18 protein-coding genes and 1 tRNA gene are annotated in these 16762 nt (G+C 59.2%); 9 read left to right on the top strand and 10 right to left on the bottom strand.

Features of this window, described 5'->3' with window-relative positions:
- Positions 1-24: 24 nt before the first annotated feature.
- From LAQ73_RS03090 to LAQ73_RS03065, 6 genes are all read left to right on the top strand, one after another.
- Positions 25-936 (top strand): ABC transporter ATP-binding protein, encoded by a 912-nt coding sequence (locus LAQ73_RS03090; protein WP_224269785.1) that lies wholly within the window; start codon positions 25-27, stop codon positions 934-936.
- Between the two features lie 34 nt (positions 937-970).
- Positions 971-2401 (top strand): Fe-S cluster assembly protein SufB, encoded by a 1431-nt coding sequence (sufB, locus tag LAQ73_RS03085; protein WP_224269784.1) that lies wholly within the window; start codon positions 971-973, stop codon positions 2399-2401.
- Positions 2402-3619 (top strand): Fe-S cluster assembly protein SufD, encoded by a 1218-nt coding sequence (gene sufD / locus LAQ73_RS03080; RefSeq protein ID WP_224269783.1) that lies wholly within the window; start codon positions 2402-2404, stop codon positions 3617-3619.
- A gap of 173 nt (positions 3620-3792) precedes the next feature.
- Complete coding sequence (locus LAQ73_RS03075; protein ID WP_224269782.1) at positions 3793-4290, top strand: ferritin-like domain-containing protein; 498 nt, start codon at positions 3793-3795, stop codon at positions 4288-4290.
- 13 nt (positions 4291-4303) lie between these two features.
- On the top strand, positions 4304-4738 hold the full coding sequence (locus LAQ73_RS03070; RefSeq protein WP_117592046.1) for a metal-dependent transcriptional regulator: 435 nt from the start codon (positions 4304-4306) through the stop codon (positions 4736-4738).
- A gap of 310 nt (positions 4739-5048) precedes the next feature.
- Positions 5049-5121, top strand: a tRNA-Gln gene (locus LAQ73_RS03065).
- A 263-nt stretch (positions 5122-5384) separates the two neighbouring features.
- On the opposite strand, the gene LAQ73_RS03060 is transcribed toward LAQ73_RS03065, so the two are convergent.
- Positions 5385-5723, bottom strand: coding sequence for a winged helix-turn-helix transcriptional regulator (locus LAQ73_RS03060; protein ID WP_224269781.1), 339 nt, complete (start codon positions 5721-5723; stop codon positions 5385-5387).
- A 134-nt stretch (positions 5724-5857) separates the two neighbouring features.
- Here LAQ73_RS03060 and LAQ73_RS03055 point away from each other — a divergent pair, with 134 nt between their 5' ends.
- A complete protein-coding gene (locus LAQ73_RS03055) occupies positions 5858-6487 on the top strand; it encodes an NAD(P)-dependent oxidoreductase (RefSeq protein WP_224270709.1) in 630 nt (209 codons plus the stop codon).
- A 105-nt stretch (positions 6488-6592) separates the two neighbouring features.
- A complete protein-coding gene (locus LAQ73_RS03050; protein WP_224270708.1) occupies positions 6593-7654 on the top strand; it encodes an NAD(P)-dependent alcohol dehydrogenase in 1062 nt (353 codons plus the stop codon).
- 121 nt (positions 7655-7775) lie between these two features.
- Here LAQ73_RS03050 and LAQ73_RS03045 read toward each other — a convergent pair whose 3' ends face one another.
- The 5 genes from LAQ73_RS03045 to LAQ73_RS03020 form a co-directional block, all read right to left on the bottom strand.
- Positions 7776-8198: a PPOX class F420-dependent oxidoreductase gene (locus tag LAQ73_RS03045; RefSeq protein WP_224269780.1), complete on the bottom strand. Its 423-nt coding sequence runs from the start codon at positions 8196-8198 to the stop codon at positions 7776-7778.
- A gap of 128 nt (positions 8199-8326) precedes the next feature.
- Positions 8327-9187: a VOC family protein gene (locus tag LAQ73_RS03040; protein ID WP_224269779.1), complete on the bottom strand. Its 861-nt coding sequence runs from the start codon at positions 9185-9187 to the stop codon at positions 8327-8329.
- 10 nt (positions 9188-9197) lie between these two features.
- Positions 9198-9614 carry a DoxX family protein gene (locus LAQ73_RS03035; RefSeq protein ID WP_224269778.1) on the bottom strand — a complete coding sequence of 139 codons (417 nt, stop codon included), beginning with the start codon at positions 9612-9614 and terminating at the stop codon, positions 9198-9200.
- A gap of 570 nt (positions 9615-10184) precedes the next feature.
- Complete coding sequence (locus tag LAQ73_RS03025; RefSeq protein ID WP_224269777.1) at positions 10185-10676, bottom strand: DoxX family protein; 492 nt, start codon at positions 10674-10676, stop codon at positions 10185-10187.
- Positions 10676-11377, bottom strand: coding sequence for an SDR family NAD(P)-dependent oxidoreductase (locus LAQ73_RS03020; RefSeq protein WP_224269776.1), 702 nt, complete (start codon positions 11375-11377; stop codon positions 10676-10678). The genes LAQ73_RS03025 and LAQ73_RS03020 overlap by 1 nt, the downstream gene beginning before the upstream one ends.
- A gap of 62 nt (positions 11378-11439) precedes the next feature.
- Between LAQ73_RS03020 and LAQ73_RS03015 the strand changes: the two genes are divergently transcribed.
- Positions 11440-11793: a winged helix-turn-helix transcriptional regulator gene (locus tag LAQ73_RS03015; protein ID WP_224269775.1), complete on the top strand. Its 354-nt coding sequence runs from the start codon at positions 11440-11442 to the stop codon at positions 11791-11793.
- A gap of 270 nt (positions 11794-12063) precedes the next feature.
- Here LAQ73_RS03015 and LAQ73_RS03010 read toward each other — a convergent pair whose 3' ends face one another.
- The 4 genes from LAQ73_RS03010 to LAQ73_RS02995 form a co-directional block, all read right to left on the bottom strand.
- A complete protein-coding gene (locus LAQ73_RS03010; protein ID WP_224269774.1) occupies positions 12064-13065 on the bottom strand; it encodes a potassium channel family protein in 1002 nt (333 codons plus the stop codon).
- A gap of 363 nt (positions 13066-13428) precedes the next feature.
- Complete coding sequence (locus LAQ73_RS03005) at positions 13429-13719, bottom strand: hypothetical protein (RefSeq protein WP_224269773.1); 291 nt, start codon at positions 13717-13719, stop codon at positions 13429-13431.
- Between the two features lie 312 nt (positions 13720-14031).
- Positions 14032-14391, bottom strand: a complete 360-nt coding sequence (locus tag LAQ73_RS03000; RefSeq protein ID WP_224269772.1) for an SHOCT domain-containing protein — start codon at positions 14389-14391, stop codon at positions 14032-14034.
- 118 nt (positions 14392-14509) lie between these two features.
- Positions 14510-16753 (bottom strand): copper-translocating P-type ATPase, encoded by a 2244-nt coding sequence (locus LAQ73_RS02995; RefSeq protein ID WP_425601117.1) that lies wholly within the window; start codon positions 16751-16753, stop codon positions 14510-14512.
- Between the last annotated feature and the right edge of the window lie 9 nt (positions 16754-16762).

Genomic DNA, 16762 nt, shown 5'->3' with positions numbered 1-16762 from the left:
CTCGAACACGAGGAACACATAACAATGGCAACACTCGAAATCAAGAACCTCCATGCAGAGGTCGCGGTCGAGGACGGAGAGGAGATTCTCCGGGGCGTCGACTTGGAAGTCAAATCCGGCGAGATACACGCCCTGATGGGGCCGAACGGGTCGGGGAAATCGACCACGGCGAAGATCATCGCCGGGCACCCCGCCTACGAGGTCACCGACGGCGAGATTCTGCTCCACCTCGGCGAGAACGAGTTCGGCGACGACTTCGAGATTCCCGAGGACAAGCGCACGTGGAATCTGCTCGAACTGGAACCGAACGAGCGCGCGGCGCTCGGCATCTTCCTCGGCTTCCAGTATCCCGCCGAGATCGAGGGCGTCACGATGACGAACTTCCTCCGCCAGGCGCTCAACGCCAAACTCGAAGAGCGCGAGGAGCTGTTCGAAGAAGCGGAAGGAGACGACGGCGAAGAAGAGGAGTCGGGCTACGACACCTCCCCGATGGAGGGCCCCGCCGACGAGGGCGAAGTCGGTGTTGCCGAGTTCCAGCAGCTCCTGAAGGAGAAGATGGAACTGCTCGACATGGACGAGAAGTTCGCCCAGCGTTACCTCAACGCGGGCTTCTCCGGCGGCGAAAAGAAGCAGAACGAGGTGCTGCAGGCAGCGATTCTCGAGCCCTCTCTCGCCGTGCTCGACGAGATCGACTCCGGTCTCGACATCGACCGCTTGCAGGACGTCTCCGAGGGTATCAACGCGCTTCGCGACGAGCAAGGCACCGGTATCCTGCAGATCACGCACTACCAGCGCATCCTCGACTACGTCGAACCCGACGTCGTCCACATCATGCTCGACGGCCAGGTCGTCATGGAGGGCGGCCCGGAGCTCGCCGTCAAACTCGAGGACAAGGGATACGACTGGGTCCGTGAGCAGACCTACGAGACAGCCTGATAAGGCTGCGCCAGCTACACCAATCTAACTAACCATGAGTTCAGAACAAGACCACCTGAAAGAGACAGACACCGAGGCCCGCTTCGAGTTCAAGAAGGAGCAGAAGTCCTCCTTCCAAGCCGACAAGGGTCTCACGGAGGAGACCATCCGGGTCATCTCCGAAGACAAAGACGAGCCCGAGTGGATGCTGCAGCGGCGTCTCCGCGCGCTCAAGCAGTTCCAGAAGATGCCGATGCCGACCGACTGGCCCGGCCAGCCGGACCTCTCGGAGGTCGACGTCAACCAGATCATCCCGTACATCCGACCGGACGTCGAGACGCGCGGCAGCGTCGACGACTGGACGGACCTGCCGGACGAGATCAAGGACACGTTCGACAAACTCGGCATCCCGGAAGCCGAGAAGAACGCGCTCTCGGGCGTCGGCGCGCAGTACGAGTCCGAGGTCGTCTACCAGAACATGCAGGAGCAGTGGGAGGAGAAGGGCGTCGTCTTCATGAACATGGACCAGGCGGTCCAGGAGCACGAGGACATCGTCAAGGAGTACTTCATGACGAAGTGCGTCCCCCCGAGCGACAACAAGTTCGCCGCGCTCCACGGCGCGATCTGGTCCGGCGGGTCGTTCGTCTACGTCCCCGAGGACACCACCGTCGACATGCCCGTGCAGGCGTACTTCCGGATGAACTCCGAGGGGATGGGCCAGTTCGAGCACACGCTCATCGTCGCGGAGAAGGGCTCGGAGGTCCACTACATCGAGGGCTGTTCCGCGCCGAAGTACTCGGCGTTCAACCTCCACTCCGGCGGCGTCGAAGTGTTCGTCGGCGAGGACGCTCACGTCCAGTACTCCACCGTGCAGAACTGGTCGAAGAACACCTACAACCTCAACACCAAGCGCGCCATCGTCGAGAAGGGCGGCCGCATGGAGTGGATTTCCGGCTCCATGGGCTCGAAGGCGACGATGCTCTACCCCGCGTCCATCCTGAAGGGCCGCGGCGCGTCCGACAACCACATCACCATCGCGTTCGCGGGCGAGGGCCAGAACATCGACACCGGCGCGAAGGTGTACCACAACGCCCCCGAGACGAAGTCGACCATCGAGTCCAAGTCCATCTCGAAGGACGGCGGCCGGACGAACTACCGCGGTCTCGTCCACATCGCCGACGGCGCGCACGACTCCTCGACGGCCGTCGAGTGTGACGCGCTGATGTTCGACAACGAGTCCACCTCGGACACGATGCCGTACATGGAGATCAACGAGTCGCGCGTCGACGTCGCCCACGAGGCGACCGTCGGCAAGATCGGCGACGAGGACATCTTCTACCTCCAGTCGCGCGGTCTCGACGACGACGACGCCAAGCAGATGATCGTCTCGGGCTTCATCGAGCCCATCACGGAGGAGCTGCCCATCGAGTACGCGGTCGAACTCAACCGCCTCGTCGAACTCGAGATGGAGGGGAGCCTCGGATAGATGAGCGTGCAACTCCCATCCAGCCTCTCGGCGGAGACCATCCGCGAGATCTCCGAAGAGCGAGACGAACCCGACTGGCTGCTCCAGCGACGCCTCGACGCGTTCGAGGCGCTCGACGACCTGCCGCTGCCGGACGTCATCCAGACGCCCGGCCGCCGCTGGACGAACCTCGAAGCGCTCGACTTCGAGAACCTCGTCGACCCGCTGAACCAGTCCGACGAGACCGAGCGCACCGCCGAGGGCGACGCCGTCGTCCTCTCCTTTACGGAGGCGCTCGACGAGCGCGAGGAGCTCGTCCGCGAGCACTTCGGTACGGTGCTCGACCCCGAGACGAACTACCTCACGGCGCTGTCCGCCGCGCTGTTCACCACCGGCACGTTCGTCTACGTCCCCGAGGGCGTCGACGCCGGCGATGTGAAGATCCGCGCGGAGATGAACTCCCGCTCGCTGTTCAGCCAGACGCTCGTCGTCACCGAGAAGTCGGCGTCGACGACGATTCTGGAAGGCACCGAGACGGGCACCGGAAGCGAGGAGATCGAGGGCGAGCGCTACTTCAGCAACCTCGTCGAAGTCGCCGCTGGCGAGAACAGCTACGTCCAGTACGGCTCGCTGCAGAACCTCGACGAGGAGACGTACCACTTCACGCTGAAGCGCGGCCACGCCGGCACGTACGCGACGATCAACTGGATCGAGGGTAACCTCGGCTCCCGGCTGACGCGCTCCGACGTGGAGACGAACCTCGTCGGCGACTCCTCGGAGACGAAGATCGTCGGCGCGTTCTTCGGCCACAACGACCAGCACTTCGACGTCAACGCCCGCGTCTGGCACGAGGCCGAGCACACGACCGCCGACCTCATCACGCGCGGCGTGCTCGACGACGAGGCGCGCTCGGTGTACGAGGGCGTCCAGGACGTCGGCGAGGACGCGTGGGACACGAGTTCCTACCAGCGCGAGAACACGCTGATGCTCTCCGACGAGTCCGAGGCCGACGCCTCGCCGAAGCTCATCATCCACAACCACGACACCGAAGCGTCGCACTCGGCGACGGTCGGTCAGGTGGACCAAGAGGAGCTGTTCTACATGATCTCCCGGTCCATCGACCCGGAGACGGCGCGCGACATGCTCGTGGAGGGCTTCTTCGTACCCGTCCTCGAGGAGATCGAAGTCGACGAGTTCCGCGACGACCTCGACGATCTCATCAAGGCGCGTCTGAACTGAAACGTAGCGGTCTGCGTTCTCTCTCTCTCTTTTCTCACCCCTCGTGAGCGTCGCCTCTCCCCGCGAAGCCGGTCTGACCGCTCCGGAAGGCGGAGGGAACCGCTTAAGTTCGTCACCCGCCGACCAAGGTGTATGACCGACAGGGTATCGAACAGAAGCGGAGGGCCGACCCCGTGAGCGTCGGCCACCGAGTGGGTTCGGACCACCAACTCGCACGCCTGCTCCAGATCGGGATCGTCCTGGAAGAGGTGGTCGAAGCCCGCGCGTACCACCACTATCAGTCCCTGTCCGCCGACGAGCGTGAACTCGACGCGGAGCTAGAGCAACTGCTGGAACACGCCGCCGACGAGTCCGCCGAGCACCGCCAGCGACTGGAGGCGATCATCGACGAACTCGACGCCGAGAGCATCCCGTTCGAGGACATCGAGACGCTCGTCGAAGCGCGCTACGGGAAAACGAAACCCGACGACTTCGACGGCGTCCTCTACGACCAACTCTGCAACGAAGAGACCGCGTACAAGTTCTACGACGACCTCATCGAGGGCATCGAGGCGAGCGACGCGTCGTTCTCCGTCGACCACGACCGACTGCTCTCAGTCCTCCGCGACATCCGCGCCGAAGAGGCCGAGGGCGTCCAAGAGGTGACGAAGATCATGGAGACACGAGAATGAGGGGAGTGAACCGATGAACACGGCAGACCAGTATCTGAAAGCGATCTACCTCATCCAGGAGATGGAGGACGGCCCGGCGGCGACGGGAGCGCTCGCGAAGATGCTCGACGTGAGTCCCGCCAGCGCCAACGAGATGATCGGCAAACTCGAAGACCGCGGTCTCGCCGAACACGAGAAGTACAAAGGCGTCCGCCTCTCCGACGAGGGAATCGTCCGCGCTCGCGACGCGCTCCAGACGTACTGCATCATCGAGCGGTTCCTCACGAACGTCCTCGAAGTCGAAGATTTCCGGGGAGAGGCTCGCGAACTAGAGAGCGTCATCGACGACACCGTCGCCGAGCGGCTCGACACCATCATCGACCGGAACAGCGAATGCCCGGACTGTTTCGACCCCGAGACCGACGCCTGCCGCTATCTCGAAGTAGAGTCGGAGAACCTCGCCGACTGAACTGTTCTGTCGCCGGAGGTGAACGAACATAGAACTAAGCACGTCCAGTGTGAGGCCCGACTCATGGGTGGGACCATGAGCACGCTGAGCAGACTCAAGCGGTTGGCGGGACTCACCCCGGAGGAGGAGCTCCCGTACGTCTGCTTGTCGTGCGAAACAGGGTACGACGTGCAGTATCACGTCTGCCCCAACTGTGGCAGTTACGCGGTGGAGAGACGACGCGAGTGACCGGCAGCCGGACCGAGAGCGGAAATCACTAATACACGGAGGACGACCGATTTCACGTAGTCGGAACCGACCGACTCGGTCCAGTCCCGTGGTGTAGTGGCCAATCATAATGGCCTTTGGAGCCATTGACGGCGGTTCGAATCCGCCCGGGACTATACCCAAAAAGGCACGAATCCTCTTTTCTGCGGCAATAATCGCCGCAAGTTGCCGTACGTGGCGATAGTCGTAGCGTCGAATGAACATGATTGGTACTACCGGATTGGGAACGAGTCTGGTGAGCGCGCAGAGCAAATCATCGTCTTCCCGGACTAACCCCAGGCCGCGCTAGCCGACCGGCTAGCGTTTCGACACGGATGGTCTGTACCGTGGTGGCGGCTTTTCCATTCCGTTCATCGACCACGCAATGCAGAGTGTGTACTTACTCACTCTGGCTGTCAAGCCATTTTTCACCCCACTCATAAATTTCGTCGAACGCAGAGAGAAGATCTTCACCCTTTGTCGTCAACGAATAATACACCGCGACTGGACTTTCTTCTTCCACCCGACGTTCAACGTATTCTTTCTCTTCGAGATCGTCCAGTACGCGAGACAAGGTTTGTGAGTTCGCATCTGTCGCTCGCTTGATCTCGTTAAATCGGAGATCTCCCTCTCGGAGGACGTGTATGACGGACATTCGCCACCGAGAGCCGACTTCTTCGAGGGTCCTGAGTACGGGGCAGCTATCGTATTTTGCTTCGAGGGAGGAGTCCGATGACATTGATGTGACCTGGTCATACCTCTGTTGGCTGAACCTTATCAAGGTCACGCTCTAATACCAAGTGTGAAGGTGTGACCGAGGCTGCGGTACCCGTCACGAATTGCCAGACGACTACTAACAATCCACACAACCCAATGAACGTACTACTACTCGGTGCGAGCGGTCGAATCGGGCAACGAATTGCAAACGAACTCCTCGAACGCGGCCACGAGGTGACTGGCGTCTCCCGAAGCGGTGAAATCGACGACGCGGACTTCAAGGCGGTCGCTGGCGATGCGACCGACCCTGCTAAGATTGCGGAACTCGCTGAGGGCCACGATGCCGTCGCATCGGCGCTCGGCCCATCTGGAGGGGAAGGCGTCGAAATCGTTCCTGAAATGGCGGAGGCACTTATTGAGGGACTCCGACAGACAGACGTTGATCGGTTCGTCTGGACGGGCGGTGCGGGCGGTCTGAACGTCGGCCCGGACACACAGGTCGTCGAAACCGATGAGTTCCCGGACGAACTTGTGCCGCTGGCGGAGGCACACATCGACGCCTGGGAAGTCATCCGCGAAGTTGATGACCTCCAGTGGTCGTATATCGCACCGCCGGCACAGATTGAGCCAGGGGAGCGGACGGGCGAGTACCGAACGGCGGAAGGACAACTCGTCGCCAGCGAGGACGGAGAAAGTTACATTTCAATGGAGGACTTCGCTGTCGCCTTCGTTGACGAACTCGAAAACAGCGACGAGATTCACACCCAGCTCGCCGTCGGCTACTAAGACGGGACAGATGACCGGGCCAATTTTATAGCCCTTGATAACCTTTCACACACACCTATACAAATAGAGGCAGCCATTACAAAGGAGGAGGGAGCACCGTTCTAAATCCAACAAGTCGAACTAGACGAACCACGCAACGACGAGGTTCTGGTCCATGTGGTCGGTGTCGGTATCTGCCACACTGATTTAATCGTACGGGACCAGATGTATCCGACTCCCTTGCCGGCAGTGCTTGGGCACGAGGGTGCTGGAGTCGTCGAGGAGGTTGGTGAGGACGTGACCAACGTTGAGCCTGGTGATCACGTGGTCATGAGCTTCGACTACGACGACACCTGCACACCATGTCGAGATGGCCACCCAGCATATTGTGAGCGGGCTTTCGACTATTGCTTCGGGGGCGTCAGACCGGAGGACGGATCATCACCGATCTCACTCGACGGGGAAGAGATAAGTGGCCGCTTCTTCGGTCAATCGTCGTTCGCCACGTACGCGATTGCATCTGAACGAAACGCCGTCCCCGTCGGAGACGACGTGCCGCTCGAGATGCTTGGCCCTCTCGGGTGTGGCATCCAGACGGGAGCCGGTGCCGTCATCAACGTGTTGAACGCGCAAGCAGGTTCATCGATCGCTATCTTTGGTGCGGGTGGCGTCGGCTTAGCCGCCGTCATGGCAGCTAACCTCAAAGGATGTACCGACATTATTTCCGTCGACCTCCAAGCGAGCCGCTTAGAGAAGGCGTTGGAAATCGGTGCTACGGAGACCGTGAACCCAAAGGAGGTAGACGACGTAGTTGACAAGATTCAGGAACTCACAGGGGGTGTTGACTACGCACTGGAGACGACTGGCGTGCCAGATGTCGCTGAACAGGCAACCGATACCCTCACACAGTTCGGGGAACTCGGCATCATTGGCGCCCCGTCGCTTGGGACGAGGGCCAGTTACGACGTGAACGACCACATCTTGGGCGGGCGGAGCATCACCGGTATCGTTCAAGGTGATTCTGACCCCCAGCAGTTCATCCCCGACCTGATCGAGCTGTATCGACAAGGGAAATTCCCGTTCGACGAACTCATCACCTACTACGACTTCGAGGACATCCAACAGGCCGTTGAAGATTCAGAGAACGGTGAGGCGATCAAACCCGTTCTGCGCGTGGGAGACGCCTGAGAGTCCACAGATACTCAGATCTGGTTGAATGTGTGTGCGTCGAGTTGGGAGCAGATCAATCGGTCTCCGGTCCGCGGTCGTCTCATGCTCGTGGTGGCGTGTGCTTCCGAGCGTGTGAGACTTACTCCTCCTGCTCGATGCCGTACGGCTCGCGGGTGAACACGCCTTCTGGTTCGATCTCGAGTATCACTCTGACAACGTCGTCGTCGTACCGATCCGACCAGCTCTCGACGTTTTGGTACCGCTGGCCGAGAGCGTCGATGTGGTCCATCGCCCCTTCCTCGGTGACGGCTGTCACCTCACCATGGAGCGAAAGGTAGCGATACGGGACATCGGGGTCGATCACACACAACGCAATGCGGGGATCTTGCTGTATGTTAGCTACCTTTCGGCGTCCACGAGCCGTGTTGATGCGGACGTGTTCGCCGTCATAATCGACCCAGACGACGGTTTGGTGAGGGATGCCGTTGGGGAGCAGGGTCGCAAGGACGCCGTATGACGGCCTCTCAAAGAGGTCTTCGAAATCAGAGGGGATCGACTCCATATTCAGATGTCGTCCGGCAGCGGGATAAACCATTGTCCCTCGCTGCTCTATCGACAGATCCTACAGGATTATCCAGGGCAGCTACCGCTTCCAGTGGAGCAACGAGTAAGCAACGGTGGAACGAAGAATTAGGTCTCGACTCGGAATCGAATCTCGATATCGTCTGCATCCCTGACTACGATCCCCTCATCCGTTTCAGTCACGGTGGATTCGCTCCCAGCGAGTCGATCTCGAAGTGCGTCGAGCGTTTCTGTCCCCGGGAGGACCACCTCAAACCAGGCTAATCCTCGGCCATTGCTCGGGTTTGTACGATGGTGCCATGTGTTCGCCCCGATGTGATGGTGGTACCCTCCGGCAGATACGAAGTGTGCGTCTGGCCAGGTTGCTTTCACCTCGAATCCGAGAGTGTCTACGTAGAAGTCCCTGAATGCGTCAATCGAGGAGACTTCGAGATGGACGTGGCCGACGTCTGTGCCCGGCGGTGCCCGAGCTCTACCACTACCAGCGGATTCGATCCTGTCGAGATCGAGGCGTTCGGAGCCGATTCTGATCCTCCCATCGTCGTCGATGGACCACTCGTCGCGTGGGAAGTCGCGGTAGATCTCAACGCCGTTCCCCTCGGGGTCTGTGAGATACAGCGCCTCGCTGACGCCATGGTCAGAAGCTCCCCCGAGCTGCCAGTGGTCTCGTATCCGACCGAGCGCGTCACCGAGCGCCTCACGTGAGGGCACTCTGAATGCATTGTGGTAGAGCCCGGTGCCCGATCGGTGACGCTTCAGGGCATCTTGCTCTTCCTCCAGGACGAGCAGTGACGTATCGTCAACCCCGAGAACGGCGGTCGTGTCGGCTGTATGGAGCACACTGAGGCCGACGACATCCCGGTAGAATCCGGTCATCTCCTCCATGTCGGCGACCCGAAGGGCAGTCCGACCGATACGGGTTCCTTCCGGGAGTGCATCTGAATTCTCTGAATTCGCTTGCGTGGTCATCTGTGCCTCCTTAGAGTCCGATGTTGAGTGCGTAGGGCCAGTCGGTTCCACTAAGCGACACGAATACGAGCGCGGCTCCGAAGAGCGCAGCGTTCTTCAGGAAGTTCGTCATCTCGGACTGGACCTCCTCCTCGGGCGCGTTCCAGAAGTCGTGCATGACCGGCGTTACGCCCAGGAAGAATAGGATGAGGGCCGCCGCGCCGATGAGTGGGTACACTCCGAGGATGATGGCGAGCCCGCCCACCACGAGTATGAGGCCGGACCCCGCAACGGACAGCCGGGGGGCGGGGATACCCTTTGACGCAGCGTAGCCACTCATTCCCTCCAGCCCGATGAAGTGGTTCAGCCCCATGAACCCGAGCACCGCACCAAAGATGAGGCGGCCAACCAAGAAGGCCAGCCCACCACCGGCAGTCTCCAGAGCCATTATTCCTCCACCTCCGGCTGACCGCCAGTCATCTGGATAATCTGGTCTGTCACGTGCAGGGCCATGTTACCGGTCGCACCGGTCACAAGCACCGTCGAATTTTGTAGTTCCATTACATTACCTAGTTGGCTCTCAAACCTATATATACTTCAGGCAACAATAGTGTAACCAAGGAATGGCGACCCAACCACCCCCGACAGAGGCTAACGAAGACACCGAGGTCAAATGGCGAAATGCAAACATCTGTAACGTCATCGGGGCTGTCAAGGAGATGGGGGTGAAGTGGAACCTCATTGTTCTCAATGGTTTGCGTGACAGTGAGAAGCGGTTCAACGAACTCACGCGCTCGACAGGGGCTAGCTCCTACACCCTCTTGCGTGTGCTTGACGACTGTTCTCGTATCCGACCGAGCGCGTCACCGAGCGTATCACGTGAGGGCACTCTGAATGCATTGTGGTAGAACCCGGTGCCCGACCCATGGCGTGCGAGGGCGTCTGCATCCTCCTTGAGGGCGAGGAGAGGCGTTTCGTCTACTTTCCTTGAGGCTGTCAAAATAAACGCGAGCGCTGCTTATCCGTCTATGCCCCTCGACTGAGACGAGTCAGTGGAGCGGTCCTCTTGGTCGAACAGTGCATGCTGGATCGAGAACGCTCCAGGGCCGCTTAGGACGAGCGCTACTGCGATCAGGGTTAGTGTGAGCGTCAATTCGATCCCGTTACTCGTGACCGGATACCCATTGGGAAGGTGGTACAGGACAGTAGCGACGAGCATGTCGATGGCGATCACCGCGCTTGTGAGTCGAACGGCCAAGCCGACTAGCAACAAGATGCCGCCGACAAGTTCGACCAGACCGACTCCCCACGCAGCAATTGTGGGAAATGGAACGCCAAGGCTCGCCAAGAACCCTGCGAAGCCCGAGATACCCATCGGTTTCGGTCCGACTCCGAAGACTTTGCCGACGCCTGCGATTAGCATCGGAATCCCAAGGGCGAGTCGAACGAGGGTCGGGCCCCACCGCGCAGTCGTCTCGGACGACAGTTGACGTGATTCGGTCTGAGCCATTATTCCTCCACCTCCGGCTGACCCCCAGTCATCTGGATGATCTGGCCCGTCACACCCTCGTTCGAGAGCAGGTTGACCACTTCATCGACGACCGCCGCAGGGGCCGTACACTCGGAGAAGTCGGCGTCGGGCATCGCCTCGCGGTTCCCCGGCACGTCGATGAGGAACGGGGCAATCGCGTTAACACGAGCATCGAGTTCGACGTCGAGCGACTCGGTCAACGTCCGGACTGCACCCTTACCCACGTTGTAGGCCAGCGTGCCCGGCACCGGATCAATCGCCCGGTCAGAGCTGAACAGCACAATACCACTGTGTTCATCGAGCTGGTCCGCGAACGCCTTGACAGTCAGGAACGCCGTCGTCGCGTGGCGATTGAGCGCAGTTTCGAACGCATCTCCATCGGTTTCACTGATGCCGCCCATCGAGAACCCGCCAGCGAGGCCGACGATGTGATCGACCGAGTCGTGCTCCTCGGTGATGGTCTCAGCGAAGGCCTCAACCGCCGGCTGGTCGGTGAGATCGACTTGGTGGTATGACACCGCGTCGGCGTACTCAGCGCGGGTTTCGACATTGTCTCCCTCGGTTTCCGTGACGTAAGTGCCGATCACTTCGGCACCTTGGTCAACGAGCTGGTCCGTCACGTACGGGCCTAGGTTGCCGGTCGCACCGGTCACAAGCACCGTCGAGTTTTGTAGTTCCATTACATTACCTAGTTGTCTCCCAAACCTATATATACTTCAGGCAACAATAGTGTAACCAAGTAATGGCGACCCAACCACCGACGTCTGAATCAGATACAGAATCGGAAATCGAGCAACGGAATGCAGATGTTTGCAATGTCGTGGGGTCGATTGAGGAGATCGGGTCGAAGTGGAAGCTCATCATCCTCAACGATCTGCGAGACGACGAAAAGCGGTTCAACGAGCTCAAGCGATCGACAAGCGCGAGTTCGTACACGCTCTCGCGCGTGCTTGACGACTTGGAGGAGGAGGGATTCATCGAGAACCGAAAGGAGTTCGAATCGCCGGTCGCAAGCTATTACAGCCTGACTGAGAAAGGCAGTGCGCTCTGTCCCGTCTTCGACGTATTAGACGAGTGGGGCGACGACTGGCTCTGAATTCGATGGCCAACACATGACCGACGACTAGCAATTCGATGATCCAGTATCGTAAGTCAGATTCTACAGCACGAGCCCCGGGAGTACCCTGCCCATGAGGCGATCCAGGAGCCTCTGTAGGGGTGTTCTCACCGGTGGTAGCCACCAATGAGCGCTGCGAGACGTTTGTCAGGCCGGAGTACTAACCGATTAGTTTCTGCTGGAAGATGGTGTATGGATTTCGCGGAGAAAGGGGCTGAGACGCGGGTGCATATAAATGAGTCGAGAACGTCATCCATCGTCACCGTTTGGCCACTCGCGAAGGTCCGAGTCAATCAGCCCCAGTAACTGCCGTCGGCGGTCCTCTTCAGTGTCGAGGGAGTCAGCAAACTCTTCGTCAGAGACCGTGGGTACACCAGCTTCACGAAGTGAGTCAAGTTCGAGCGCGGGCGGTAGACGGTTTGCAGGATCGATAAACGCGTCGTGAAGCGTTTCCAGGTAATCCTCCACACTCGACCGTGCATTGCCGACGATGAGATTGTCGGGTCGATGCTGGTCTGGCGTCCCGAATCGAAGCACCCTCAACAGCTCGTCGAACACGACAACGCTCACCGCAGGTGCATGTTTAGCCTTGGGACTATAGAAGTAGTGAAGGATCGGATACGCCTTATGGTTCGACGTGAGAGTGTTTAGCTCAGCTGTGAGCGAATTCAGGGGTAACTCAAGTCCCTCGAACTCCTCGCCGTTCCAGCTTTCACGGAGAATCTCGTCACTTTGCTCGCCGAGACCGCTCACACCACTCGCGAAGGCGCGTTTCTGGGTGACTGCGTCAAGGACCGAGAGGATATACGTGACGCTCAGCGTGATGAAGAGCATACCAGATCCTGCCATAAGTGCAGTCGCAATCTGCCAAAGGCTGCCTTGTGGGGTGAAATCTCCGTTCCCCATAGTGAATAGCGTGTATCCGACGTAGTAGAACCGCTCGCTCCAGGAGATGGGACCGGTGTTGCGGGTGTCTAGGAGGGCGTTCTCACCGCCAGCAAACAGCAGTGTCCACCCGCCCCAGAGGAGCGCAATCCAGACGGCAAGGCTAGTGATGAGAATTATCGGTCCTGAGAGTGACAACACCCGCTGCCGATCGCCAACTGTCTGCCGCAGCACCTGCCACTCCGATTTCATCAATCGCGAGGTGAGAGGTCCTGCACTTCCCTGAATCCACAACGTCGTCCACAGGAGATCGACGCTTACAGTGACGAGAGCGAGCACTCCCGCAACGAAGTATATCGAGTTCACCGTCTCGTCACCCGTGAATCGTTGACAGGGTCACTTTCGCCGAATGAAACACCACTACGTGACTGAACTGCTGTCGTAAGACCGTCACTGTGGCGGGTAACGCTACAGCAGAGATGCGTTATACGTAAGAGCGACGTGCTGCTCTTGGCTAAACGGAAAGCTGTCACGTCAGAACAGACGCCTTCGGGACAGAAAGGGCTCATTGTTTTGCGAAAATGAACTAGACGGTCCAGAGGAGAACAACCACGTCCAGACGGCGGTTCCGTCGCTTCACGCTGCCGACCAGTAGGAGGCCGATCACCTCATTTCATCCGCTCGTGAGGGATACAATACAGGCGGTCACACTCCTTGATTGTCGATTATTTAATTATCATTTATCTTCTGGAGAAGTTTCTCCGCTGTCTCTTGGAGGGATGAATCGAGGGATTGCTGTTCGACGAGTTGTTGGAGCGTCGAATCACATTGTGGTGTGCCAAGAGAGTGAAGCGCCTGTTCCCGATATTGGTCTTCGATATCATCGTTTGACACGAGATCGGCGAGTTCGTCACATTCGTTTGCCATTTTGAGCGCGTGAATGGCGTCTTCACGATTATCAGGGTCTGCGGAGGTATCAACGGCGAGCTCAACACATTCCTCCGGTGTTCGTGAACTCATAGCCTGTAGTTCTATGCCCGTTTCAATAACCCTTGAGGCTGTTTTGCGCCCTGTAGGACCTAGTGGTCCTCAGTTTGTACGTCGAATGATGTTGTGATCAGCTCTCCATTGGGTTTCGCTTGCAGGAAGAGGCGATATCGACCAGCAGTTGGGAAGCGGACGGCAAACCGAACGACACCGTCCTCTGGGTCCGTTTCTTCGGGATGTACGTGTAGATATGCGAGGTCTCCATTTCGAAGCGCAACGAGGTGACCGAGTGCGCCGAGATACGGGTCAAGGTGAGCGACACCGCCATCTTGGCGTACCTCGAACTCAATGTCTACAGTCTCTCTGAAGGCGCTGTCGCCGATGTTCAAACTCCTCATCACTCAGGTCCCCGCGGGCATACGCGGTTCGCAACTCTTTGAGTGCATGGTCGTGTTCGAGAATCTGACCGCTCACGAGACCACGGTAGAGAAGGTATCCGACACCGAGTAGGGCAAGAAGAAAGAGAAGCATCATACCGATGCCCCAAACTGGTGTGATCCCCGCGCCAGGGCTACCACCCCACCACCCCATCATTCCCATCATCGGCATCGCAAATACCATCATCAATAACGGAACGAATATGATGACGGCAAGTACAATGAGGACTATCCGGAGTAGCAAATTGCCTTGCTGTTGAGTGGACATTGTGGAAACCTCTATGGTATAGGCACGAGATAGTCATAAAATCGACCTTTGGACTTTGCCGTTCACATCGACTTCGGCTTTGCCTTTCGAGACCGAGGAAGAGAGATGTGATCTTCGGTCAGTCCGCTGGTTGAAGACTACCCGATGAAGAGACTCCAGGAAGGGATGGAAGGTCCAGATCGACGCGACGGAGGAACTGTGCGTTGATGGCAACGATGACCGTACTGAGTGACATAAGGAGTGCCCCGACGGCAGGCGAAAGGAGGATTCCAATCGGTGCAAGAACGCCCGCAGCGAGCGGAATGGCGAAGACGTTGTAGCCGGCGGCCCAGACGAGGTTCTCCTGCATCTTCCGGTAACTCGCCTTGCTCAGTTTGACGAGCCGGACAACGTCGAGTGGGTTGTTCTGTACGAGGATGATGTCTGCGGACTGGACGGCGACGTCTGTACCACTCCCGATGGCGATACCGATGTCGGATCGCGTGAGTGCGGGGGCGTCATTCACCCCGTCTCCGACCATGGCCACGAGTTTGCCTTGGTCCTGGAGTTCACGAACCTTCTTGTCCTTGTCCTCCGGGAGGACTTCGGCGAACACTGTATCGATTCCGAGCTCGTCAGCAACCGCGTGAGCGACGTCCGCCGAGTCACCGGTCAACATCGCGACCTCGATGTCGAGGTCGTGAAGCGCGTCCACGACCTGATAACTCTCCTCGCGGATGACATCTGCGAGCGCGAAGGCGGCCACCGGCTCGTCGTCACGAACGAGATACACGACAGTCTGTGCGTTCTCACCGGCTTGGTCGGCGAACATGGTGAGCTCGTCCGGTACATCGCTGTCGAGGTGTGAGAGGAGGTTCGGTCCCCCGGCGTACACCGTCTCGCCGTTCACGGTCGCTCGCACGCCGCGCCCTTTGAGCGCCTCGAAGTTCGATGCTTTCGGAATCGTAACACCGCGTTCGTCGGCTGCCTCGCGGATCGCTTCCGCGATCATGTGCTCCGAGTCACTCTCGACGGCGGCAGCGAACGCGAGGGCTTCCTCTCCGGTGACGTCGCTCGCTGTCGCAACATCGACGACGCCCTGTTCACCTTCTGTGAGGGTCCCGGTTTTGTCGAAGATGATTGTGTCGAGTTCTCGTGCTCGCTCCATTGCGATGCGGTCCCGAACGAGCATCCCGTTTCGAGCTGCCAACGACGTGTTGATAGCGACTACCAACGGGATTGCAAGTCCGAGCGCATGGGGACAGGCGATTACCAGCACAGTCACCACGCGCTCGATGACGGGCGCACCGAAGGAGGTCGCAATCGTCCACGCGATGGCGGTAAGTACGGCTGACGCAACGGCGACGTAGAAGAGCCACCCCGCCGCGCGGTCCGCGAGCGCCTGCGTCTTCGACTTGCTCTGCTGAGCCTCTTCGACGAGTCGCATGATTCCCGCTAGTGTCGTCTCCTCGCCTGTCGCGCTGATACGGATACGAAGGCTCCCGTCGCCGTTGATAGTCCCGCCGATGACTTCGTCACCAGGCTCCTTCGAGACGGCTCTGGACTCGCCGGTGATCATCGCCTCGTTCACGTCGGAGTCGCCCTCCTCGACGACGCCGTCTGCGGGCACGCTCGCACCGGGCCGTACGAGAACGAGATCTCCCTCTTCGAGGTCTCTGACGGGCACTTCTTCGGTCTCACCGTTGTCGATGATGCGTTCGGCGGTGTCTGGAACCAACTTGGCGAGTTCGTCGAGCGCGCTAGAGGCCCGGCGGACACTACGCATCTCGATCCAGTGGCCCAACAGCATGATATCGATGAGCGTCACGAGTTCCCAGAAGAACGCCGACGTCGTCGGAAAGATCACGCTCGCTAAGCTGTAGACGAACGCGACGGTGATCGCCATGGAGATGAGCGTCATCATTCCAGGCGAGTAATTCCGGAGTTCCGGGGCGGCCATCTTCAGGAACGGAACCCCACCGTAGGCAAAGACGATTACCGCGAAAACCGGGTTGATCCACTCACTACCAGGGAACGCAGGCACCGAAAACCCGAGCCACTCCTGAAGCATCTCGCTGTAGAGGAGGACCGGAATGGAGAGGAGTGTCGAGACGAAAAAGCGCCGTCGGAACATTTGTTCGTGACCCTCGTGCATCCCGCCATGATCACCATGGGAGTTGCTGTGATTGTGCTTCCCCTCCTTCTGTTTAACGTGTTCCGCAGCACCAGTGGCGTCCGCTTCAGTCTCAAGGAGCGACTGCTCCGTTCGCGATTCCTCCGAGTCATCACCCCGGTCGGTTTTGTGATGGTTGGCCATCGAGTCGTGTTCCTCGTGACCGGTGTGATTGTCAGTTCGGTCGTCGGCTGTGTGGCGGTCGTTCATAGTTCGTAA

Origin of the sequence: Haloprofundus salinisoli (assembly GCF_020097815.1) — an archaeon.
Taxonomy (GTDB): Archaea; Halobacteriota; Halobacteria; order Halobacteriales; family Haloferacaceae; genus Haloprofundus; species Haloprofundus salinisoli.
The sequence above is the reverse complement of the archived record's forward strand: the minus strand, read 5'-3'. Positions and strand labels throughout refer to the sequence as shown.